The sequence below is a fragment of the Pseudalkalibacillus sp. A8 genome, assembly GCF_045920555.1.
Taxonomy (GTDB): domain Bacteria; phylum Bacillota; class Bacilli; order Bacillales; family Fictibacillaceae; genus Pseudalkalibacillus.
Genome location: NZ_CP174509.1, coordinates 3,365,204 through 3,387,726 on the forward strand (window position 1 = coordinate 3,365,204; position 22,523 = coordinate 3,387,726).

20 protein-coding genes, 1 other RNA gene, 1 pseudogene and 2 riboswitches are annotated in these 22,523 nt (G+C 40.6%); of the genes and pseudogenes, 4 read left to right on the plus strand and 18 right to left on the minus strand.

Annotated features, from left to right (window positions below):
* Position 1: 1 nt before the first annotated feature.
* The 9 genes from ACJROX_RS17335 to ACJROX_RS17375 form a co-directional block, all read right to left on the minus strand.
* Positions 2 to 1,072: an anion permease gene (locus ACJROX_RS17335; protein WP_408006455.1), complete on the minus strand. Its 1,071-nt coding sequence runs from the start codon at positions 1,070 to 1,072 to the stop codon at positions 2 to 4.
* Between the two features lie 16 nt (positions 1,073 to 1,088).
* Entirely contained in the window at positions 1,089 to 1,802 is a 714-nt protein-coding gene (locus ACJROX_RS17340) for a phosphoadenylyl-sulfate reductase (protein ID WP_408006456.1), read from the minus strand.
* A 168-nt stretch (positions 1,803 to 1,970) separates the two neighbouring features.
* A riboswitch (SAM riboswitch) is annotated at positions 1,971 to 2,077 on the minus strand.
* 126 nt (positions 2,078 to 2,203) lie between these two features.
* Positions 2,204 to 3,436 carry an aspartate kinase gene (locus tag ACJROX_RS17345; protein WP_408006457.1) on the minus strand — a complete coding sequence of 411 codons (1,233 nt, stop codon included), beginning with the start codon at positions 3,434 to 3,436 and terminating at the stop codon, positions 2,204 to 2,206.
* A 311-nt stretch (positions 3,437 to 3,747) separates the two neighbouring features.
* A riboswitch (Lysine riboswitch) is annotated at positions 3,748 to 3,938 on the minus strand.
* 196 nt (positions 3,939 to 4,134) lie between these two features.
* A complete protein-coding gene (locus ACJROX_RS17350; RefSeq protein ID WP_408006458.1) occupies positions 4,135 to 4,629 on the minus strand; it encodes a VOC family protein in 495 nt (164 codons plus the stop codon).
* 143 nt (positions 4,630 to 4,772) lie between these two features.
* The gene (locus tag ACJROX_RS17355; RefSeq protein ID WP_408006459.1) at positions 4,773 to 5,483 is read right to left on the minus strand and encodes a GDSL-type esterase/lipase family protein; all 711 of its coding nucleotides are present in this window, start codon (positions 5,481 to 5,483) and stop codon (positions 4,773 to 4,775) included.
* A gap of 235 nt (positions 5,484 to 5,718) precedes the next feature.
* Positions 5,719 to 6,540, minus strand: coding sequence for a prephenate dehydratase (gene pheA, locus ACJROX_RS17360; RefSeq protein WP_408006460.1), 822 nt, complete (start codon positions 6,538 to 6,540; stop codon positions 5,719 to 5,721).
* A 149-nt stretch (positions 6,541 to 6,689) separates the two neighbouring features.
* Complete coding sequence (locus tag ACJROX_RS17365) at positions 6,690 to 7,382, minus strand: hypothetical protein (protein WP_408006461.1); 693 nt, start codon at positions 7,380 to 7,382, stop codon at positions 6,690 to 6,692.
* Between the two features lie 462 nt (positions 7,383 to 7,844).
* On the minus strand, positions 7,845 to 8,150 hold the full coding sequence (locus ACJROX_RS17370; protein WP_408006462.1) for a hypothetical protein: 306 nt from the start codon (positions 8,148 to 8,150) through the stop codon (positions 7,845 to 7,847).
* A 3-nt stretch (positions 8,151 to 8,153) separates the two neighbouring features.
* Complete coding sequence (locus tag ACJROX_RS17375; RefSeq protein ID WP_408006463.1) at positions 8,154 to 8,477, minus strand: DUF948 domain-containing protein; 324 nt, start codon at positions 8,475 to 8,477, stop codon at positions 8,154 to 8,156.
* A 171-nt stretch (positions 8,478 to 8,648) separates the two neighbouring features.
* Here ACJROX_RS17375 and tnpB point away from each other — a divergent pair, with 171 nt between their 5' ends.
* Both tnpB and ACJROX_RS17385 read left to right on the plus strand, forming a co-directional pair.
* Positions 8,649 to 9,767, plus strand: a complete 1,119-nt coding sequence (gene tnpB / locus ACJROX_RS17380) for an IS200/IS605 family element RNA-guided endonuclease TnpB (protein WP_408006465.1) — start codon at positions 8,649 to 8,651, stop codon at positions 9,765 to 9,767.
* Between the two features lie 84 nt (positions 9,768 to 9,851).
* Positions 9,852 to 10,037 (plus strand): annotated as a pseudogene (locus ACJROX_RS17385) (YhjD/YihY/BrkB family envelope integrity protein); the annotation flags it as partial.
* A gap of 148 nt (positions 10,038 to 10,185) precedes the next feature.
* On the opposite strand, the gene ACJROX_RS17390 reads toward ACJROX_RS17385, so the two are convergent.
* Positions 10,186 to 11,625 (minus strand): carbon starvation protein A, encoded by a 1,440-nt coding sequence (locus tag ACJROX_RS17390; protein ID WP_408006466.1) that lies wholly within the window; start codon positions 11,623 to 11,625, stop codon positions 10,186 to 10,188.
* A gap of 341 nt (positions 11,626 to 11,966) precedes the next feature.
* Between ACJROX_RS17390 and ACJROX_RS17395 the strand changes: the two genes are divergently transcribed.
* Positions 11,967 to 12,488: a hypothetical protein gene (locus ACJROX_RS17395; protein ID WP_408006467.1), complete on the plus strand. Its 522-nt coding sequence runs from the start codon at positions 11,967 to 11,969 to the stop codon at positions 12,486 to 12,488.
* A 79-nt stretch (positions 12,489 to 12,567) separates the two neighbouring features.
* Here ACJROX_RS17395 and parC read toward each other — a convergent pair whose 3' ends face one another.
* The 3 genes from parC to ACJROX_RS17410 all read right to left on the minus strand — a co-directional run bounded on the left by parC (position 12,568) and on the right by ACJROX_RS17410 (position 17,676).
* Positions 12,568 to 15,000, minus strand: a complete 2,433-nt coding sequence (gene parC / locus ACJROX_RS17400; RefSeq protein ID WP_408006468.1) for a DNA topoisomerase IV subunit A — start codon at positions 14,998 to 15,000, stop codon at positions 12,568 to 12,570.
* A 3-nt stretch (positions 15,001 to 15,003) separates the two neighbouring features.
* Entirely contained in the window at positions 15,004 to 16,977 is a 1,974-nt protein-coding gene (parE, locus tag ACJROX_RS17405) for a DNA topoisomerase IV subunit B (protein ID WP_408006469.1), read from the minus strand.
* Between the two features lie 288 nt (positions 16,978 to 17,265).
* A complete protein-coding gene (locus tag ACJROX_RS17410) occupies positions 17,266 to 17,676 on the minus strand; it encodes a CoA-binding protein (RefSeq protein ID WP_408006470.1) in 411 nt (136 codons plus the stop codon).
* 191 nt (positions 17,677 to 17,867) lie between these two features.
* Between ACJROX_RS17410 and ACJROX_RS17415 the strand changes: the two genes are divergently transcribed.
* Positions 17,868 to 17,993: a hypothetical protein gene (locus ACJROX_RS17415; protein ID WP_408006471.1), complete on the plus strand. Its 126-nt coding sequence runs from the start codon at positions 17,868 to 17,870 to the stop codon at positions 17,991 to 17,993.
* 31 nt (positions 17,994 to 18,024) lie between these two features.
* Here ACJROX_RS17415 and ACJROX_RS17420 read toward each other — a convergent pair whose 3' ends face one another.
* From ACJROX_RS17420 to gpsB, 5 genes are all read right to left on the minus strand, one after another.
* Positions 18,025 to 19,548, minus strand: a complete 1,524-nt coding sequence (locus tag ACJROX_RS17420) for a carboxypeptidase M32 (protein WP_408006472.1) — start codon at positions 19,546 to 19,548, stop codon at positions 18,025 to 18,027.
* A 395-nt stretch (positions 19,549 to 19,943) separates the two neighbouring features.
* Positions 19,944 to 20,147, minus strand: coding sequence for a hypothetical protein (locus ACJROX_RS17425; RefSeq protein ID WP_408006473.1), 204 nt, complete (start codon positions 20,145 to 20,147; stop codon positions 19,944 to 19,946).
* 54 nt (positions 20,148 to 20,201) lie between these two features.
* Positions 20,202 to 21,353 (minus strand): class I SAM-dependent RNA methyltransferase, encoded by a 1,152-nt coding sequence (locus ACJROX_RS17430; protein WP_408006475.1) that lies wholly within the window; start codon positions 21,351 to 21,353, stop codon positions 20,202 to 20,204.
* 387 nt (positions 21,354 to 21,740) lie between these two features.
* Positions 21,741 to 22,136, minus strand: an RNA gene (gene rnpB, locus ACJROX_RS17435) — RNase P RNA component class B.
* 71 nt (positions 22,137 to 22,207) lie between these two features.
* A complete protein-coding gene (gene gpsB / locus ACJROX_RS17440) occupies positions 22,208 to 22,513 on the minus strand; it encodes a cell division regulator GpsB (protein ID WP_221565124.1) in 306 nt (101 codons plus the stop codon).
* Positions 22,514 to 22,523 lie beyond the last annotated feature (10 nt).

Sequence of the window (22,523 nt, forward strand, 5' to 3'; positions counted from 1 at the left end):
GTTAAATTCCTCCTTGTTCATGTATGGTACGTTTTTCTGCTTTGATCGTTTTGATCAGACTCAATGATCCAATGGTTGCAATGAATACACTCCCTATGACACTAAGGGTGTAGAAATCGCTATCCAATAAAACCTTGACCATCCCGTATGAAATGACAAGTGAAAATACAGGTGAGACGACCCAAACTTTTATCATTTGCAAAATGATGTTCTTTTGCAGGAAAGAAAGACCTTTCTGCCCCGTCCCGATTCCGATGATGGCTGAGGTTGTGATTTGTGTCAGTGGAACAGGTATTCCAAAAATGGACGCGATGATGACTAACGTTGCACCTGTTCCTGATATGGCACTACCTTCAAGAAGTGAGAATTTCGTAATACGTTTACCGTTTGTCTCCAACACCTTTCCTCCAAAGAGGATTGCTCCTAAAGCAATGAATCCACCTCCAATCAACGTTCCATGTGAGATAGAAATCATTCCAGCCCCAACCAACGGACCAATCGCATTGGCGACATTGTTCATTCCGGCTGAAAAAGCTTCCAAAAACCCCATCAGGATCAAAAGAACGGTCAACCATTTCTTCCAATTCCCCTCTAGAACAGTATGGTATCTATTCTGGATGGATTGGATCATTTTCCCGAAGATCAGGGCAATTACGAAAGCAATGATCGGAATTAGAATCCATATCAGGACAACGGTCAGTAAGCTTTTTACATAGAGTGATTGGTACGCCAGCCCCACACCAACGACCGATCCGACAGTGACTTCACTCGTGGATAACGGAATCCCGATCAGATTGGCGAACCCTAATGAAATGGTGGCCGCACCAAGGATGATGACTGCTGTCTGGGTTGTGATGATGTCTTCAGGGACGATTCCGGAGCCGATTGTTTCGACGACTTCCCCCCCACCTATGACCGCTCCAAGAAAAACACCTGTTCCACAAATGACCAAAGCGATGATTTTCTTGTTTATCGCACCCGACCCGTAAGAGACGCCCATTGATGCGGCAGCCCCGCTCGCCCCCATATTCATGGCGAAGAAGAAAGCAACTGAAAATGCAATCAGAATCATTTAACGTCTGCTCCCCTCATGATAGGTGCAGACCGCATTCTGTCTTCTTCAAATTCGTCCATCTCCCTGCTCGTAAATCAGCAGCATCATCTGTCGGTAAAGTGCATTTCTCACATCCGATGCTTGGATATCCCTGATCATGGAGGATGTTATAGGGAAGGTCATGGTCATTGATGTATCGCCAGACATCTTTCCAGGACCAGTGAATCAAGGGACAAACTTTGATTGCTCGAAACTTTTCGTCTTTATTGATGAACTCTGTGTCTCTCCGCGTAGGTGATTGTTCTCTTCTAAGCCCCGATATCCAAGCTTTATATCCTGATAAAGTCTGCGCGAGCGGAACCACCTTCCGGATGTGACAGCATTGGGTCGGATCATGTTCCCAGAGGTTCTCTCCATACGTTTCAGATTGTTCTGCTACTGTCAATTCAGGTCTTTTCATTTCAATTTGTAATTGCGGATAACGAGCTTTCACTCTTTCAATCAATTCATATGTCTCGTCGAAGTGAAGCCCGGTATCCAGGAAAACGATTTTTGCATATGGTTTAACTTTAGAAATCAAATCGACCAATACAATCCCTTCAGCCCCGAAGCTGCAAGCATAAATGAGGTCCTCCTTGTACTGGCCGTAAGCCCACTCCAATACCGGTAAAGCACCTTTGGTTTCAGAGTCTATGGAGATATCCAGTTTATTGTCAGACCATGTTTTGTACGTTATTAATTGTCCCAAATTAATCCCTCCTATCGTTTCTGTGAAAAAAGAAAGAGGCAACCCTAACCTGTTCAAAGGTTAAAGTCGCCTCTAGTTTGTCTAGTCAGCAGCCTTTTCAACTTTTCAATATTTGAGAATAAATAAAAGCCTTCCAAATTGGAAGACTCTCAGGCTAATCATCGTTTCACCTTATCTACCAAAATGGGAATCCATTTTGCTGGATTTAGCACCTTGCATACATGCAGGTTGCCGGACATCATTGGGCCAGGTCCCTCCGTCACTCTTGATAAGATTTAATTTGTTTACCATTCTAACTATTCCAAATGCAAAAGTCAACAGTCTTTTTTTGATTGTTTCGATTATTTTTACAGGTCGTTCTTCTCGATCCTTGCATAGCAGTATACAGGAGTCAATTTTTATTACACTTGGACAGGTTTTCTTTCTACAAGTTCAAATGCTTCATGCAAGCATTCAACTGCAGAGATCATTGCTGTGCTATCGACAATCGTAGACACTTTGATTTCTGACGTGCTGACCATCTTGATCTTTATTCCATGAGAAGCGAGAGCATCAAACATTTTAGCTGCGACACCTGGATTGGAAATCATTCCTGATCCCACGATCGATACTTTCGCAAGATCTCCATCATAGGTAATATGATCATAATTCAATTGAGGCTGGTATTCACTCAACACTTCCAATGCGTTATTGAGCACCGCTGAATCCAATGAAAAAGAAATATCCGTGGATTCATTGCCGTTCGTGTTTTGGATGATGATATCTACATTGATTTTGTGATCAGAAAGAATGGTAAATAACTTTGATAAAGTAGATATATCATCCTGCAATCCATGGACCGTCACTTTTGTAACATTATCTTCAAATGCAATTCCCCGAACTGTAAGATTTCCTTCCATAGAAACTTCCTCCTCTATCATTGTTCCGGTTTCTTTTTCCATACTTGAACGAACCTCTAATTTCACGTTATAATTTTTGGCAAATTCGACTGATCTAGGATGTAGGACTCCCGCCCCTAGATTCGCCATTTCAAGCATTTCATCATAAGAAATGGAATCCAACTTTCTTGCTTCTTTCACCACTCTTGGATCAGTAGTATATACACCCGTAACATCTGTATAGATCTCACACTTTTCAGCTCTTAAAGAAGCAGCCAATGCTACGGCGGTCGTATCGGATCCTCCTCTTCCAAGCGTGGCGATTTCATCGTCATCCGTCAGCCCCTGGAATCCAGCAACTATGACAATGTTTCCAGCAGCTAAGTACCCATTGAGTCGTTTTGTATCGATATCTAGAATCCTTGCATTGCCATGAGTGTTTTCCGTTTGGATCCCAGCTTGCCAACCTGTAAGTGAAACAGATTGATAGCCATTTTCTTGTAACGCCATTGCTAATAATGACATCGAAACCTGCTCTCCTGTTGAAACGAGCATATCAAGTTCCCTTTTTGAGGGATTGTTAGAAATATCGTTCGCCATTTGAATCAAATGGTCAGTGCTTTTTCCCATTGCTGAAACGACGACAACGACATCCTTACCTTGCTTGTAAGTATCGATGACCCGATCGGCCACATTTTGAATTCGTTCAATTGAACCTACAGATGTACCACCAAATTTTTGTACAATTAATCCCATCTTTACATTCCTTTCGTTTGAAAAAGATAAAGAAAACTTGGCAAAGCCAAGCCTGTGGCGACGGCTGAGCCTTAGTTCCTCGAAAAAGCAAATGCTTCTCCTTCGTGCGGAGTATTGCTTCCGAAGTGAACAGCTTGTGCACTTATACTTAAGAAAGTATTTATACTTTCTTATAGTGTAAAAAAGGATTGACTCATTAAAAGTGTGACGGACGTTTTATTTGAACCATCAAAAAAAATGGTTGAAATAAATAAACAAATCGTCAGACCTTGAGAGTCAATCCTCAAACGTCTGCCACACTTATTCCCTTTACGTGAGATAGTCCTCCATACGACAGCTGGGACTCTGGTCGTATGACAGCCCTGTACTTATTCAGTACAGGTCCAGCCAAATGCTCGTTGAGAAACAATTCGGCTTCGGCGAATCCCCCTTTCCTATGCACTCATTAGAGCTCAACCTCTTCATGCAAAGTACTTTTGGTTTTCGCGCCTCTACCATCACTTCAATGAAAATGTACTTGAAGTGTGGCCAATAAATTTAATTGTTTGTTATTTTAACAGATACATAAAAATGAAACAAGGCTTTTTTCAGAATAATTATTTGATGGAAATAATCATTAAAAAAGACACATCTCATGTTCCATGAAATGTGTCCACCCAGTACACTCATATTATTCCTATAGACAAATATAGCTGTCTTTAGTTCTTTGTCAATGGTTCATATGCTTTTTGTAAATCTTTTATATTTATTTTCTTCATCTGAAGCATAGCTTTCATGACTCGTTGCGATTTTTCAGGATCAGGGTCATTCAACATTTCTCTCAAAACGGCAGGAACGATTTGCCAAGATACGCCATACTTGTCTCTAAGCCAACCGCATTGCTCTTTTTCCCCACCAATGGATAGCTTATCCCATAACCCATCCACTTCATCCTGCGTCTCACAATCCACTAAAAATGAAATGGCAGGTGAGAAAGTGAAATGTGGGCCACCGTTCAGCGCTACGAACGATTGACCCTCAATATCAAAAGTTACAGTCAATACACTTCCCTCAGGACCAGGCCCTGCTTCTCCATACCGAGTCACATTCACAATCTTTGAATCCTTGAAAATTGAAACATAAAAGTTGGCTGCCTCTTCAGCTTGATGATCGAACCATAAGTTTGGAGTGATTTTTGACAGAGAAATACCCAAATCATTTTCCTCCTTCAGTTCATATATTTTCAAATAAAAAAGTTCGATCTATGTACTACCAAATCCTTCAACAATCTAACCGTCATCATAATAAAAAAGCAAAAACAGTAAGGACCGCGAATTCCCTTACTGTTGATTAACGTTTAAAAATCGTATTCATTAACAATTTTCTTTGTAATCAATTTATAGCCTTTTTTATTTGGATGGAGGGAATCACTGAAATACTCGGTAGATTTTTTTTGAAAGAGTTCATTGGTCGATATGAATTTTACACGTGGGTATTCATTGATGATCTCATTACTGGTCTTATTCCATTCTTCAATTACCTGCTCAATTTGTACTGAGTCAGGAAATGGATTGTATAGGCCGAGAAAAAGAATAGGCGCTTCCTGATTTTTATTACGGATGATACTGAGAATTTCTCTTATATTATTTTCATAGTCAGCTTTTCCAACTTCTAGCCGTTTTTCATAGATTGGCAGCAAATTGTGGCCATTACTTTTAAGTACATCATTTGTCCCGATGAAAATGATGAAATAATCTGCATCATCTAAGTCATCCTTTACATCTGTATTTTTTATTTGATAAAGCAAACCATCGGATTGTTGCCCTGGAATTCCATAATTATGAACTGTGACCGCTCCACCTTTGTTTTGCGAAAGTAACAATTGAAGATCACTGACATAGCCGTTTCCCGTATTGTCTCCTACCCCGTAGGTCAACGAATCACCTAACGCAACTACCTCTTCATGTTTTTTCGTCTTTGCTTCTTGCTTTTTATTAAGTCCCACGATACCAGCGATGGTTGAGATGATCAACACTGATCCAATGATATATAATAATATTTTTATCATATGCTCCTCCTAGGGCTTAACCTACCCTACTGAATTCCTGGTTAAACCAATTGGTCCATCGGAGGAGCTAAATTAGAAGCCATTTGATTGGAAGATCTCCTCATGTTTTCCATAGGGGTAATTTATTCTCATCTCCATCAAACAAATAAGCTTCTGCTGAACCAAGAACATTCATGCTTTGTCCATTTACAAAAATGCGGTTCCTTCTGGAAAGTCTATGATAGGAGATTCCCCATCATAAACTTGTGGTATTGTAGCTGCCTAGAATTTGAACGTCGTGGCCATAGGTTTCCAGGATTGTTTTCGCTCTTAACATATCCGGATCATCCACGCCCTTTTGTGTTTCAACAAAAAATCGATATTCGCCTAACTTCTTTTTAGTAGGACGAGATTCAATCCAGGATAAATTAATCGATAAAGATGAAAAAACGTTTAATATCGTTACCAGGACACCTGGACGTTCTTCGAAAGGAGTAATGACCAGCATTGCTTTATTTGAATGGGTAATCGTTTCTGGAGTATTCGTAACAATTACAAACCGTGTATGATTTTCCGTATAATCTTGAATATTTTTCTTGATTATTTGTAACCCGAAGGCTTGAGCGGACCATTCAGATGCTATTGCTCCGAATTCCTTTTCCCCTTCATCTTTGACGGCTTTAGCAGCAGCAGCGGTACTGCTGAAATGTCTGCTTGAAGCCCGCAGCGACTGTATATAATCCCTGCATTGAGCTAAAGCGGGAGGAATTGACCATACTTCCTTGATTTGATTGATTTCTGCCCCTTTTACGCTAAGCAAGTGTAATGCTACAGGTAATATGACTTCACCATCAATAAAAAGATTGTTTCTCAACAATCCATCAATTGTGATATTGATCGTTCCCTCAATGGAATTCTCAATCGGGACGATCCCTTTATCGACTTTCTTTTCTTTAATAGCCTCCAATACATCGATAATTGATTCACACATCAGCCATTCCATTTCATTTGAAGAAAAATATCGAAAAGCTGCTTCCTCTGAAAATGTTCCTTTAGGTCCTAAGTAGGCGACTTTCATATCGTGGCTCCTTTTAACAGTAGTTCATTAATTTCTTTACTCTAGCTTAAATTTAGTTTTAAATCAACTTCATATGATAGATTTATTAAAGCACTGAACAAATAAGAAAAGCCCCCTTGAGATTATAAAGGGAGCGAGTAAATCTTTTTCTACTTGAGTTTCCTTTCGATTTCATTATGTACAGACTCAATTTTTTCAGGAAGGACAAAGAGGTATTCGATCAAGCCTTCTAGCAATTCCATCAACAACACGGCTGTTTCATCATCAATTTCCCTTTCCAATTCAAGCATTTCATAAAAGGGACTGTCGGGATGGACCAAATGGCTGAGAGATTGAATAGGTTTACTTAAATCAACATGCTGGGGTAACAGTTCAAATTGTTGAGAAAGAGATTGTTCTTTTGTTTTCTCACCAAGATAGTTTTTGAGGACACTCTCAATGACACGTTTTGACATGACTGCTGTTGCAGAGTTGTCTTTTGCCTGACTAACATTCAAGGCAGACACATACGATCTGACAAGATCCTTCGGAATGTGTTTATTTCCTTCGATTTCATCCAGATGGCCTTTCGAAGCCATCGGGTCATAAATATAAACTTCGGCTTCTTGAACGCCTTGATCTGACCTGTCATTTAGCATGATTACGAATATGGATGGTTTCTTACATTCGGAACAAAGACCCTCAGCAAACAATCCCGTTTTCTTAACCTGATAATAATTTGCCTTCAATATAAAATTACCTGATCTACCACATTCCGGACATTGACTTTTGAGAGTTTTGGCAACCTTTAGGTAACCATATTGGGTATAAGATAGAATGGATGCTGGTAATATTTTTCTCACTGTGAACCTCCTAGATACTCCGACAAGAAATGTAATCTTTATTACTTACTTTTTCTATATATCGACATAAATTTCCTCTTAAAACTAAAATAAAATTATTATCTTCTGAAAATAATCGCGGATATAAAAAACACGCTCTCAATAGATCAGGAAAGCGTCAGATATAGCATATAGGAGTTTAAAACAATTAATAATACTTACAATCTTCAACAAAGTATACTCTTAATTGATCCATATCCAGTAGTTCTTTTTCCATCTTCACTCTCCCGTAGTTCGTCTTTTATAGGCTTAAGCCTCATAATCCATTAAATTTACTTTTATATTTTAGGACATACCATCCTGAAGATAATCTCGATACCAATTATTTCAAACCCCTGCTTTTAACTCAATCACTAATTTTTAATAAATGCCATAATAAAAGACGCGTTTTAAGTAACGCGCCTTAATCGGTTGTCCTGATTATTATTCTGGTTTTTCTGCCTTTTCTTTTGATGTGGCAACTTCCTTTTTTGCATTAGATACAGCATCCTTTTTGAACTCATCCTCAATATTTTTAATGTTGATATATTGAGTTCTTCCATTGTTATACATGTCTTCTTTCTTACTATTATACTTTTCTTTCGACAGCATTAAAATCGATTTCCCAGTGCGAGTACTCTCTTTTTTCAAAAATAACATGACTCCACCTAAAAACCCTGTTATAAAACACGAACTGACAATTCCCAATAATTTGAGGTTTCCGTAATTGTTTTTACCTTTTTTCATCATTAATCAATACTCCTGTTGTAAAGTTTTTTTAGCATTTCGTTTCTGTTTCCAATAATAACAGATTGCAAGTGCTCCGTACAAACCGCTCAAGTCCCGCTTACGGGTTATTTCCTTTCCTTCAGAGGTATTTTTCTTCACAGCGTTCGTTGCATCTACTAGTGATGAAGATAATTTTCTAGTAGTATCACCAATATCTCCGACAATATAAAATAAAGGGCTTAAAGCTCTTAATTTCTCATTTACATCTGCAAGAGTATCTTTGCTTGTATCAATTAACTCTCCAGTTTGCTTCGTCACTCTATCCAACTGTCCAGGTAATTGTTCCACAGTTTGATCGACACCCTTTATCGTTTACCGACAGAAGACTCCCACCTCAAGGAATGTGAAGGGCGTATCCCAATGAGTAGGTGGGAGATGAATGTCGGTTGGCGTTAGCCAAAGTGGACCTCGTTGTGTTAGAATAAGAACATACATTCCCTTCGGACGAGGTGGTCATTCATGTTCGTCAAAAAAGCGTATAAGTTCCGGATCTATCCAAACAAAGAACAGGAAACCTTAATCGCTAAAACCATTGGTTGTTCTCGTTTTGTATTTAATCATTTTTTAGCTCAATGGAACGATACCTACCGTGAAACAGGCAAAGGGTTATCGTATAATACTTGCTCTTCTCAATTACCGCCATTAAAGAAAGAATTCGTTTGGTTGAAAGAAGTTGATAGTACTGCACTTCAATCCTCCCTCAAAAACCTCGCTGATGCGTATACTCGATTCTTTAAAAAACAAAATCAGGCACCGCGGTTCAAATCGAAAAAGAACAACGTGCAGTCCTACACGACGAAACACACAAACGGGAATATTGCGGTTATCGACAACAAGATCAAGTTACCTAAACTGGGCTTCGTTCGATTTGCTAAAAGTCGTGAGGTTGAAGGTCGTATCCTTCATGTGACGGTTCGACGTCATCCTACCGGAAAATATTTTGTATCCATCCTTGTTGAAACAGAGGTTGAAGCGTTACCTAAAACCGGTTCAGCTTTAGGGATCGATGTTGGCCTCAAGGACTTTGCGATTTTGTCTGATGGAACAATACATAAGAATCACAACTATTTTCGCAAACTTGAAAAGAAATTAGCCAAAGCACAACGTACGCTTTCAAGGCGTAAAAAGGGTTCTTCCAACTGGCATAAGCAACGGATAAAGGTTGCACGACTGCATGAGAAAATTACCAATGCAAGAATGGATGACTTGCATAAAATCTCGACCGGTATTGTCAAAAACCACGACATCATCGGTATAGAAGATTTACAAGTAAGGAATCTATTGAAAAACCACCATTTAGCCAAATCTATCAGTGAGGTTAGTTGGTCGAAATTCCGTATGATGCTTGAATACAAAGCGAAGTGGTATGGCAAACAAGTAGTCATTGTCGCAAAAAATTTTCCCTCTAGTCAACTATGTTCAAAGTGCGGATACAAAAACAAAGATGTTAGAAATCTCGGATTGCGTAAATGGGATTGCCCTTCTTGCGGCGAACATCACGATCGAGACATGAACGCAAGTATCAATATTCGTAATGAAGCATTACGATTAACCGCAGGAACTGCGGGGATAGCCTAATTAAGAACCGGCGGTTGCACTGGTGCTCTTAGGAATCTCCCACTTCAAACAGACCGTAAGGTCGTTAAGTGGCGAGAGGTTCAAGTAAGTAATTTTGGTAACTATTCTGCAACTTATGGAAGTTTAGGTGGAATTATCGTCATGATGATCTGGTTCTTCTTAACTGGGTTGATTTTAATGGTTGGAGCAAAAATCAATGTAGTCAATCATAGAAGAAAACCCCTTCAGAATCAAACTTCTCAACCAGGTGAAATGAATGTGACCCACTAATTTCTCTTCATCTATGTTAAAAAACAGGGGGTAATGGCTATCATTACCCCCTTTAACAATGAAAACTTAAGAGTACTTTTTTTCATATCGAGATGAATTAATGAAGGCGTCCCGACAAAGAGTACGCCTTTTTTCAGTGCTTCAATTCTTAACTTGCTTTTTTAACAGTGACGACTTTTTTATCGAACTTTTTGGATTTTACTACCTTAGTTATGAACCATATGAGAACTGCAGTCCAGATAAATGCGCCAGCCACCATTGATGTCATGTACGGTAGAGCAAATCCTTCTGGGGCATAGAAAATATAAGTACTGACCACAGCTGTCATGAATAATGCCGGTATACTACAGATCCAATGAAACTTTTGATGTTTGATCAGGTACATGGCTCCAGTCCAAAGCATGACAGTAGCAACTACCTGATTGGACCAGCCCACGTAACGCCAAAGAAAGCTGTAGTCCATTTGTGTCAGCAAAAAGGCAGGGACCGCTACAGGAATGACGAGTAGAGCGTTCGTCCATTTACCATCCCTTTTAAGAAACGGCTTGAGAAGATCGCCAAGCATCATACGGGACGACCTTAATGCTGTATCACCTGTCGTGATCGGCAAGATGATCACACCGAGGACAGCAAGGATGCCACCTAGCGTACCAAGTGTTGTAGTACTGATTTCATTGACGACTCCAGCAGGTCCACCTGAAGCAAGAGCTTCTTGGAGACCACTGGTACCCCCGAAGAAAGTCATGCCAGCCGCAGCCCAGATAAGAGTAATAATGCCTTCACTTATCATTGCACCGTAAAAGACTTTACGCCCTTCACTCTCCTTCTTGAGTGTTCGTGCAAGAATCGGACTTTGTGTACTGTGGAAACCTGAAATAGCACCACAAGAGATCGTCACCATCAGGAGTGGCCATATCGGCAGTTCTTCTGGGTGAAAACTGCTTAACGTCAAGTTCGGAACGGGATGATCAAAAAAGAACAATCCCACACCGATCGAAAGGGCCATGAAAATGAGAATTCCTCCAAAGATCGGGTAGACACGTCCAATGATTTTATTGATAGGCAGTAATGTAGCTATCAAAAAATAGGTGAAGATGATAAGCAACGACACTATAAAACTGAGTGGTGTGATTTCAGCCATCAGCTGAGCAGGTCCTGCAGTAAAGGCTGCTGCTACAAGAACCATTAGTCCAATGGAGAGCAGGTTGATCATAGATTGCACTGGTTTGCCCAGGTATTTACCAACAATTGTTGGAAATTGAGCACCATTATGTCTAAGTGAAAGCATACCAGAAAAATAATCATGTACAGCACCTGCGAAAATACTGCCGATGACGATCCAAATGAATGCCACAGGACCATACAATGCACCTAAGATAGCCCCAAATATAGGGCCAAGGCCTGCGATGTTAAGCAGTTGAATGAGGCTCGCTTTCCACCAGCTCATCGGTGTGTAGTCAAACCCGTCATTATTGGTGTAAGCGGGTGTTTGGTTCTGGTCGTTGATACCAAAAATTCGTTCAACCACCTTTGCATAGAAAAAATAACCTAGAAGTAAAAACATGATGGATGCAAGAAATGTAACCATCGCGAAGCCTCCCTTCAAAATGAATGATAGAGAGTATTTTATACGGATTTTTGTCGAATGACAACAGGTTTTCTGAAAATTTTCTTTATTGCCATGATTTTTTCAATTATGAAACGCTTACATTTTAAAAGAGTAGATTTTTTACGAAAAATCTTCATAAAAATGACAATTTCATACTTAAAGATCCTAACCTGACTCTGAACGATCGTCTGTAAAATCGGCCACCAATAGGAGAATTGAAGTCAAGATAATTGCCCAATTAATGCTACACATAATGCCCAGTTCTGCATATAGTGGCATATCGAATCATATCATCATCCATCGAAAAGGGGATTGTAAGCATGTATCATAACCATCCACGCCAATTGCCTATTGGATCGATTGTTCCAGGAATTGGTGGTCTAGGAGGTTTAGGAGTACCTAGTCTTTTGCCTGGTCAATTGACCCTACAACAACAACAGCAAGTCCAACAGATTCTGCCGACGCTTTCTCGACCTGCATCTTTGCCACCACAGCATCTGGTAAATCTTTTCACTACTTTGTCAGCGTTTCCTCAATCCCAACTCCAATATCTACTTGGACAGCAGCCGCAAAGCCCTACACAAATTTACTCTCTGCTCGGTTTACAGCCGCGTCCATACTCTGACTCAACGAATTATTCCAAAAGAGATGGGAGAGTAAACGGAATCTGGTTTTGCCAGGGCAAATGGACATTGATTTTTTATCAAACACCATTCGGAGGAATCGGCATCGCTCTTGCGTGGGTAGCATTCGTAAACTTCTTCATTACAATTGGCTTTTGTTACCCGACATTCAATCCATGCTTCTTCTATACACCTCAAATATTCCTCGCACTGTGTTAGTAGTTACCTGAATATCTGTTGATAAATAATAGGCAAAAAAGTAGAAGGTTGGACTTCTCCAACCTTCTACTTTTTCATGTCAGTCTTCTTCTTTTACTCGTTTCCAGGCGTCTACAATTTGACCTTCTGTTGTTACGTCTATGACAAAGGATCCGTTGTTATATCGGTCTGCAGCACGGAGCTGGTTTGGATCGACGACTTCTTCTTTCCCTTTTTCAGCCTCAATCCAGACGAGGTTCGTTTCATTTACAGGTAGTGCTTGGATGATCCGATGCGGATTCGACTTAAGTTCACGCAGCATAATAACACCACGCTTCGCTCTTGAAGTACGCTCGAATTCACTTTCCAACCGCATTTTCTTAACCGCACCACGATTCGTGACGACGACGATTTCTGTACGTTCTTCTTTCTCTTTTACAAATCCGCTTACGACAAAATCATCGTCCTTCAGATTGATTGCTTTCACTCCAGCAGCACGCTGGCCGACGACACTAACTTCTTCTTCCTCATACCAAAGTCCATATCCTAGATTAGTGGCAATGAAAACATCTTTCTTACCATCTGTAACATAGACATCGACAAGCTCATCTTCCTTCTTCAATTTCAATGCCATCAACGGCTTGGAATAACGCTGGGCTTTATAATTCGAAAGCTCTGTTCTCTTGACCATTCCATTTTTCGTAAAGAACAACAGATACTCATCTGCCTTGAATTCTTCGATGACCATTGCTTCTACAACACTTTCATCTCGATCGATCGAGACGATGTTCGTAACATGCTGCCCGGCATCCTTCCAGCGTATATCTGGCAATTCATGGACTGGAATATGGAGATAGTTCCCTTTATTTGTGAAAATGAGCATGGTATTGGTCGTATTTCCGTTGAAAATCTTCAAGACACGGTCGGTATCTTTCATCCCTGGCGGTTCACCATTTGAAGCAGAATAGGATCGCGGGCTCGTACGCTTGACGTATCCTTCATTCGTCACTGAAATGACAACATCTTCAGATGGTATCATCACTTCAAGGTTGATCTTGATTTCTTGAATTTCTGCTTCGATGACAGAACGACGTTTATCTGCGTAAGTCTTCTTCACTCGTGCGAGTTCTTTTTTTATGACGGTAAGCAATTTGCGATCGCTGTTCAAGATCGCAAGTAGTTCTTTGATTTGCTTTTCAAGATCTTCTGCTTCTTTTTCTAAAGTCTTGATATCAGTATTCGTTAATCGATAAAGCTGTAACGTAACGATTGCTTCTGCTTGTGCTTCCGTAAACGCATACTGTCCGATCAAATTGTTCTTCGCATCTTTCTTGTCTTTTGATGCTCGGATCGTCGCGATAACTTCATCTAAAATCGAAATGGCTTTGATCAATCCTTCAACTACATGTTGACGGTCTTGAGCCTTTTTCAATTCATACTTAGAACGGTTTGTCACCACTTCACGCTGATGCTGGATATATGCATCGATCAGCTTTTTAAGTCCCATTAATTGCGGAGTCCGGTTGTGGATCGCGACCATATTAAAGTTATACGAAATCTGCAAATCCGTATTTTTGAATAGATAGTTCAATACCCCTTGGGAATCTGCTTCTTTCTTTAATTCAACAACAATACGTAAGCCTGTTCGATCCGTTTCATCACGCACTTCCGAGATGCCATCGACTTTTTTATCGATACGCAGCTCATCCATCCGTTTCACGAGGTTTGCTTTATTTACTTCATACGGGATTTCTGTAATGACGATCTGTTGCCGTCCACCTCGTTGATCCTCGATCTCTGTTTTCGCGCGGATGACGATCTTACCTTTCCCTGTTTCATACGCTTGCCTGATGCCATCAACACCTTGGATAATGCCCCCAGTCGGGAAGTCAGGACCTTTGATGACAGACATCAATTCATCGACAGTGCTTTCTGGTTTATCGATTTGCATCGTGACGGCATCGATCACTTCTCCCAGATGGTGCGGAGGAATTTCGGTGGCATATCCGGAAGAAATGCCTGTCGACCCGTTCACAAGCAAGCTTGGGAACAATGCTGGAAGAACAACAGGCTCTTCTTGGGTATCGTCGAAGTTCGGTGTGAAGTCGACTGTCTTTTTATCGATGTCACGAAGCAATTCAGATGCGATCGGGGAAAGGCGTGCCTCAGTATAACGCATTGCAGCAGGCGGATCCCCGTCGATACTACCGTTGTTCCCGTGCATCTCTATTAATACATTCCGTACTTTCCAATCCTGACTTAAACGCACCATTGCATCGTATACGGACGTATCGCCGTGTGGATGGTAGTTGCCGATGACATTACCGACGGTTTTAGCTGATTTACGGAATGGTTTGTCTGATACATTTCCATCCTGGTACATAGCGTATAGAATCCGCCTCTGTACAGGCTTCAGTCCATCACGTACATCAGGTAAGGCACGTTCTTGGATGATGTATTTACTGTATCGGCCGAAACGGTCGCCGATGATATCTTCTAATGGTAAATCCAAGTATTTCTCTGCATTCGTCAAATCTTACTCCCCCTCAACAACTTCAAGGTTCTCATTTTCTAAGATGTTCGTCTCTTCATCCATTCCAAATGCCACATTAGATTCGATCCATTTACGTCTCGGTTCTACCTTGTCACCCATCAGGACAGAAACACGACGTTCTGCACGCGCGATGTCTTCGATCTTCACTCGGATCAGTGTACGGGTATCAGGGTTCATCGTCGTTTCCCATAATTGATCCGCATTCATTTCACCAAGACCTTTGTAGCGTTGGATGGTATAGCCCTTTCCGACCTTCTTGATGGCCTGCTTCAAACCATCTTCGTCCCAGGCATATTCGATGACTTCTTTTTTTCCTTTACCTTTACTCACTTTGTAAAGAGGCGGTAGTGCGATATAGACTTTTCCTGCCTCAATCATCGGTTTCATGTAACGATAGAAGAATGTCAACAAAAGGACTTGGATATGAGAACCATCTGTATCGGCATCCGTCATGATGACGACTTTGTCATAATTCGAGTCCTTGATTGTGAAGTCTGCTCCGACTCCAGCACCGATTGCATTTATGATCGTGTTGATTTCTTCATTTTTAAAAATATCCTGTAACTTCGCTTTTTCTGTATTGATGACTTTTCCTCTAAGCGGAAGGATCGCCTGGAAACGTCGATCACGTCCTTGTTTTGCGGATCCACCGGCAGAATCTCCCTCTACAAGATACAATTCATTCTTGCTGGCATTCCTTGATGAAGCCGGTGTCAGCTTTCCACTTAGCATCGAGTCTTTTCGTTTATTTTTCTTCCCGTTCCGTGCCTCCTCACGTGCTTTACGTGCAGCTTCACGAGCTTGCGCTGCTTTTACAGACTTACGGATCAGCATTTCACTGATTTTCGGGTTTTCTTCTAAGAAATAATTCAAATGTTCCGATACGACCGCATCTACAGAAGATCGTGCGTCACTTGTACCGAGCTTGCTTTTCGTCTGCCCTTCGAACTGGAGCTTTTCTTCCGGAATACGGACTGAAACGATTGCTGTCAGGCCTTCACGGATATCCGAACCGTCCAAGTTCTTGTCTTTCTCTTTTAAAAGGCCAGTCTTACGGGCATATTCATTGAATATCCTTGTCATCGCTGTCTTTGAACCGGATTCGTGCGTTCCACCATCTTTCGTACGGACATTGTTGACGAATGAAAGCATGTTTTCTGAATAGCCGTCATTGAATTGGAATGCGAACTCAACATCGATCGCATTCTGAAACCCTTGAAATGAAACGACTGGATGAAGGATGTCTTTTTCTTCATTCAAGTAATCGACGAATGCCTTGATTCCAGTTTCAAATTGGAAAACAGTATTATCATTCTCGTTATCACGTTGGTCGATCAACTCGATTTTCATCCCTTTTAAAAGGAAAGCAGCTTCACGAAGACGTTCGCTCAACGTTTCATAATTGAAAGTCGTAGTTGAAAACACCGTCGGATCCGGTTTGAAATGGATGATCGTTCCGGATTTTCTTGTTGAGCCTATTTTTTCAAGAGTAGTTGCCGGTTTTCCACCATTGACAAAGCGCTGATTATAAATGACTCCTTCCCGGTGGATGGTGACTTCAAGCCACTCAGAAAGCGCGTTGACTACAGATGCTCCTACACCATGCAGTCCTCCACTCGTCTTGTATCCACCTTGACCGAATTTTCCACCAGCATGGAGAACCGTCAGGATGACCTCCGGTGTAGGCTTCCCTGTCTTATGCATACCAGTAGGCATACCACGCCCCTCGTCTTTTACACTGATGCTGTTATCTTTATGTATTGTTACAGTGATGGCCTTTCCATACCCCGCCAATGCTTCATCGACAGCATTATCTACGATTTCGTATACGAGATGGTGTAACCCTCGACTATCGGTACTGCCAATATACATACCAGGTCGTTTACGGACAGCCTCAAGGCCCTCCAATACTTGGATTGCATCATCATTATATGAAAGTTGTTCTCTCGTAGCCAAAACCCTCGTGCCCCTTTCAAAACTCAGACAATCATTTTTTATTGTATTGTAATGTTATCAGAACATTTGTTCACATACAATCTCTATTTTTATATGATGTTCATGAAAAATATCGGTATGTTCACTGAATATGTGAAGTTCTCATCCCACAATGAACCATTATATCATACCGTTCAACTTGTCCAATTTAACTTATTATCATTCGTTTTTTCCGAAAATAGTGATTTTAATTCAAATGTCTTTAAGCTCTAAGAAAATGAACCACCCTGGCTAGAGTGGTTCATATCCTCACATTGTAGCGTGTTCCACTTTAATACAACGATCCATTATGATTATCGTATCCTTCTCATTTAAAATCTCAACAACCTCTTCATTCAAAAGTCCGAGCTGAGACCAGAATACACTTGCTTCAATTTCCTTCATATCTCTTGCAACCCTGGGGAGTTCTTCACTGCGCCTGAACACATTGACGATATCGATGGGACCTTCCACATCCTTAAGAGAAGGATACGCTTTCAATCCCATAGTTTCATCAATGGTCGGATTTACCGGAATGATTTCATAACCATGATCTTTCATGTATTGTGATACCTGGTACGATGTTCTATGTGGCTTATCAGATAGGCCCACAACAGCAATACGCTTTTTGGTCTTTAGTATGTCGTTAATGGCTGCTTGATCTGGATTTTGGAAAACCATTTTCAAATCCTCTCCTTTATCCTGTTCGTTATTTATTAACCTTTCACGAAATAAACCGTTTCAAACCTTTCACTTTATAAATTTCGCTTCATATCCCTTAAAACCTTCTTTACAAATGTCTCATTTTTCGTTAAACAACATATATTGTTAGTAAGAAAAAGAGTTGCATTAAAGAAAAAGGAGGACGACAGATGCCTACAAACATTAAAAAGAAGTTATCTTATTATACGATGATCCTTCACTTTTTCTCGCTCATTGAAGATCAGGAACGAGATGAAATCTTACAAAAGCTTATGCAAAGAAATCCCCACTCCTAATTCTTATTGGACGCGGGGATTTTCTCTTCATTTAGTTGATTTTATAGACATCGCGATACTTATCTGTCAAGTAAGTGATCAAGTGTTGGGCGTTCAACCCTTCTCCTGTTATATCCTTGATGATTTCAATCGGCTTTTTCATCTTGCCATGTTGATGGACATTTTTCGTTAACCATTCTTTGATCGGTAAGAGATTTCCTTCTTTGAGTTTCTGATCGAAGTCCTGCAGATCCATAAGCATTGCTTGTTTCAATTGGGCTGCATAGATATAGCCAAGTGCATATGATGGGAAGTAACCAAAATCTCCGCCCGACCAGTGGATATCTTGAAGAACGCCTTCCCCATCATGCTTCGGTCGAATGCCAAGGTATTCGTTCATTTTCTCGTTCCAGATCTCTGGTAGATCCTTCACTTGAATTTGATTACTGAATAATCCCTTCTCGATTTCATAACGGATGATGATATGAAGTGGATAAGTCATTTCATCTGCTTCAATCCGAATCAACGACGGACCGGCAACATTTATGGCACGGTAAAAGTCGTCCATTGAAACTTGATCGAACTGCCCATTGGTATAAGACTTGAACGTTTCATAGTTATTTTCCCAGAACGACTGGTTACGGCCGACAAAGTTCTCCCAAAATAACGATTGAGATTCATGAATACCCATTGACGTCCCGGTGCATAGAAGTGTTCCGATAAGGTCCTTGCTGATGTTCTGTTCATATAAAGCATGTCCACCCTCATGGATAGTGCCGAACACAGCGGTCCTGAAATCTACTTCATCATATTTTGTCGTGACACGGACATCTCCAGGATTCAATCCAATTGCAAAAGGATGGTTCGTCTGATCCAGTCGGCCTGCAAGGAAATCATAGCCCATCTGCTTCAGGACATGCCTGCTGAAATCCCTTTGCTTATCCGCAGGAAAATGCTTGAACAGGAAAGATGTTTCAGGCTGATGCTTCGAGTTGACGACCTCCTGGACGAGCGGTACAATTGCTTCTCGTAGTTGTTTAAAGACACGATCGATCGTTTCTACATTGACACCAGGCTCATATAAATTAAGCAAGGTGTTATATGGGTGATCCTCATGTCCCCAGTAACTGACGAAATTCTTTTTGAATTGAACAAGTTTTTCTAAGTATGGTTGAAGTTTGGAGAAGTCAGATTCAGCTTTTGCATCTTCCCATACATTTTCAGCTTTTGATTGGGTAATAACATATTCTTTATATTCAGCTTCAGGGATCCTTTCATTTCTTTCATATTCCTCTTTTGCTTCCTGTACTGCCCTTTTCGTTATTTCACTCAAATTCGGGTGCAGTGAAGAAACGCTTAACGCATCCAAGCATTCTTTCATTTCTTTAGATGTCGATAATTTAAATACCTCAGAAGACAGCATTCCGATCACTTCGGAACGTTGCTCAACCCCTCGTTTCGGTGCACCAGTCCTAAGGTCCCAAACCATTAATCCAATTGCTTCATTATAGCTGGTGATCCGTTGTGTCAGGTCTTGGAATCTTTGCTCCATTTTGTTTGCTGTTGTACTTGCCATCTATTCCATCTCCCTAATATGTAAAATGATTGCAGCCATCCTAATTATTTGACGTCATACCAAGAAAACCCTTTAATGTTCCTTAATTATTTATTGAAATAACATATTAAATTCCAGTACGGTACGTGAAATTTTATGTGTTAGTCTGTTTTTCAAGATAATTTTCCTTTTTTGAAGATACATTCTGCCTTTTAAGGATAATTTTAAAATTTCAAAGGTATGGCGATGATTTTTAAAGATAATCAACAATCCAGCAACTTTTAGAAGTTTCTCTCATCTTTTAGTTCTATAATTATATCTGGATGGTCTATTTAGTCGCGATTTTTAATTGAATGAAGATCAAAACTCATTTGAAATGAATTTTTACCACATAAAAAGAACTGACCCTATGAGAACTATTGGGCAGTTCCTTCAATGATCGATGTATGTATTGACGAGTATTTGCTCATGTCCCGATGATAACCAGATTCATAAGCGACCGCGTTATCGAGCTGATAACGGATGTTTTGACATGCTCTATCGTAACAAGATTCATTCATATCCTTTAAAGCCTTTATCGCTTTCGCCACACTTTCGATGTCATTATATCGTTCATACATTAAAACCACCCACCCTAGTATTGTTACTACTAGTATGGGTGGATTCATCCAATGTTAAACTTGAACATGTCTCCGTGGCGGCTTTTTACCGAAGAATTGATAATAGTGACATTTCAAGTCCCCATTATACAATTTCCGTTTTTTTGACGCTTTTTCCCCGTATAGTGTTTCGAATCCATCATGAGATGTGAGGACATAGAACGACCAAGTGTCCAAACGTCGGAACACCTCACCAAGGTCCCTATACAAAGCTTCCACATAGTCTCTTTCATTCAACCGTTCACCGTATGGAGGGTTTCCGATTGCATATCCATATTCCGATTTCGTATGGAAATCCTTCACCTGCATCTGTTTGAAACGGATTTCTCCTTCAAAACCGGCTTCATTTGCATTATTTTCTGAGAGTTCAATCATTTTATGATCGATATCTGACCCTAAGATGTCCACAGGCAGATCGAATTTTGCGAGGTCATGCGCCTCTTCAACAGCCTCATACCATAATTTCTTGTCTAACCAAGACCAGTTTTCAGAGGCGAATTCGCGGTTTAGTCCTGGCGCGATGCTTTTTGCAATCATCGCCGCTTCAATCGGTATTGTTCCGGAACCGCAGAACGGATCCAAAAACGGTCGATCCGGCTTCCAGTTCGTCAATTGTATCAACGCAGCCGCCAAAGTTTCTTTCAGCGGTGCTTCATTATGCAAATAACGGTAGCCACGTTTATGGAGACCTTCACCGCTCGTATCGATCGTCAGGGTAGCAATGTCCTTATGCAAGGCAACTTCCACACGATAAAATGCACCATTTTCCGGTAGCCATCCCTGGACGTCGTAAGTTTCTTTCATCTTTTCGACTATCGCTTTTTTGACAATTGCCTGGCAATCAGAAACGCTGAATAGCTTTGATTTTACAGAACGGCCGATGACCGGAAACTCTGCATCTTCTGGCAGAAAATCTCCCCAAGGAAGGGCTTTTGTCTGCTCGAATAACTCTTCAAAAGACAGTGCCTTGAATGAACCGACCTTCAGTTTGATTCGATCGGCTGTCCTAAGCCATAGATTCAAGCGTGGAATCGCGCGTTCGTCCGCTTCCACGATGATTCTGCCGTTTTCAACTTGCACATTCTCATATCCTAATTGACGCACTTCGTTGGCGACAATTGATTCTAAGCCCATTGCTGCAGTTGCAATCAACGTAATCGGTTTCATTTTGAATGCTCCAATCTTTATGTATGATTCTCCTATTATACTGAATGGAATCGGACATTTCTAATCGTAGTAGTTCATTTTTATGAAAATCGTTCCTTTTCCGCAGGCGATCCGTATGCCCTCCTCAACCATTCTGTCAAGTTGTCGAAAAGCGTCAAATGTTGATAAAAACGAAAATATGTACATATATCATGGGAAATGTTCAATAAAACCTGGGAAATGTACATAAAACGAAAATAATGTTCAATAAAAGGAGAAAAATGTCCATATAATTTTCCCTATATTAAGTGGAATTGCCTGGCTCGCTTTTCCCGTAGGAGTGTGGCGAAATTGAGTTAAAAAAGCAAAATAAAAAAGCCCTCCAAATGTGGGCTTTCGGTCATCTCGTTTTGTAAGCCATGTTCTGTTCCCCGTACTCAAACAGAGCTTAAGCTCCTCGTACGCAGGCGGTAATCATCTATCTCCAGATGTTCTCCAACATCTGTCCTTCTCTTCGTTCATTTCCTCAGAGAAGACTCCCCTACCATAATTTGGGTTTCTCGCTCGTGGGGTTTACCTCGTTCCACTCCGGCAGTTTCCTGCAGGACTTCGTCACTGTGGCACTTTCAAGGTATTCACACCATATCCGAAGACGTAGGTGTTTTCCCTGCCGTTAGTCCAGTCGTAACCAGACTACCCTGACTTATTTATTGATCAGGCACGAACATTACAGCCATCTCAGACTGTGCGAGCATGGACTTTCCTCTATACTTCGAAAATGAAGTACAGCGATTACCCAAACGATATGACCTTATTAGAGTCGAATTACATTATATCGTACGTTTGAATACTTTTCAATGTCAATTATACCCAAATCAATCGTAAAGCTTACTACCGAAAACATGCTTTTCTAAATTAGAAAGACGTTTCAAGATGTCATAGTTTGTTATGCCTGCACCATTGCTTTGTGTTTTCGTCTGTTCACCAGAGCGCTGAAGCTCTTTTCTCAATTTCACGTTTTCTTCATTCAAACGGTCAATTTCTTTGTGGAACTGCTCATAGTCTTTTATTACTATGTCTAAAAATTGATCGACTTCATCTTGATCATAACCGCGGAATCCTGTTTTGAAATCTTTTTCTAAAATTTCTTTAGATGTCAATTGTACTCGTTTATTATCCATAATAAATGCG

Excerpts from the sequence above, each read along its gene's own strand:
- ACJROX_RS17335 (WP_408006455.1), bottom strand. The coding sequence starts at position 1,072 with ATGATTCTGATTGCATTTTCAGTTGCTTTCTTCTTCGCCATGAATATG.
- ACJROX_RS17345 (WP_408006457.1), bottom strand. The coding sequence starts at position 3,436 with ATGGGATTAATTGTACAAAAATTTGGTGGTACATCTGTAGGTTCAATT.
- ACJROX_RS17355 (WP_408006459.1), bottom strand. The coding sequence starts at position 5,483 with ATGATAAAAATATTATTATATATCATTGGATCAGTGTTGATCATCTCA.
- pheA (WP_408006460.1), bottom strand. The coding sequence starts at position 6,540 with ATGAAAGTCGCCTACTTAGGACCTAAAGGAACATTTTCAGAGGAAGCA.
- ACJROX_RS17370 (WP_408006462.1), bottom strand. The coding sequence starts at position 8,150 with ATGATGAAAAAAGGTAAAAACAATTACGGAAACCTCAAATTATTGGGA.
- tnpB (WP_408006465.1), top strand. The coding sequence starts at position 8,649 with ATGTTCGTCAAAAAAGCGTATAAGTTCCGGATCTATCCAAACAAAGAA.
- ACJROX_RS17390 (WP_408006466.1), bottom strand. The coding sequence starts at position 11,625 with ATGGTTACATTTCTTGCATCCATCATGTTTTTACTTCTAGGTTATTTT.
- ACJROX_RS17395 (WP_408006467.1), top strand. The coding sequence starts at position 11,967 with ATGTATCATAACCATCCACGCCAATTGCCTATTGGATCGATTGTTCCA.
- ACJROX_RS17410 (WP_408006470.1), bottom strand. The coding sequence starts at position 17,676 with ATGGTTTTCCAAAATCCAGATCAAGCAGCCATTAACGACATACTAAAG.
- ACJROX_RS17415 (WP_408006471.1), top strand. The coding sequence starts at position 17,868 with ATGCCTACAAACATTAAAAAGAAGTTATCTTATTATACGATGATCCTT.
- ACJROX_RS17420 (WP_408006472.1), bottom strand. The coding sequence starts at position 19,548 with ATGGCAAGTACAACAGCAAACAAAATGGAGCAAAGATTCCAAGACCTG.
- ACJROX_RS17425 (WP_408006473.1), bottom strand. The coding sequence starts at position 20,147 with ATGTATGAACGATATAATGACATCGAAAGTGTGGCGAAAGCGATAAAG.
- ACJROX_RS17430 (WP_408006475.1), bottom strand. The coding sequence starts at position 21,353 with ATGAAACCGATTACGTTGATTGCAACTGCAGCAATGGGCTTAGAATCA.
- gpsB (WP_221565124.1), bottom strand. The coding sequence starts at position 22,513 with ATGGATAATAAACGAGTACAATTGACATCTAAAGAAATTTTAGAAAAA.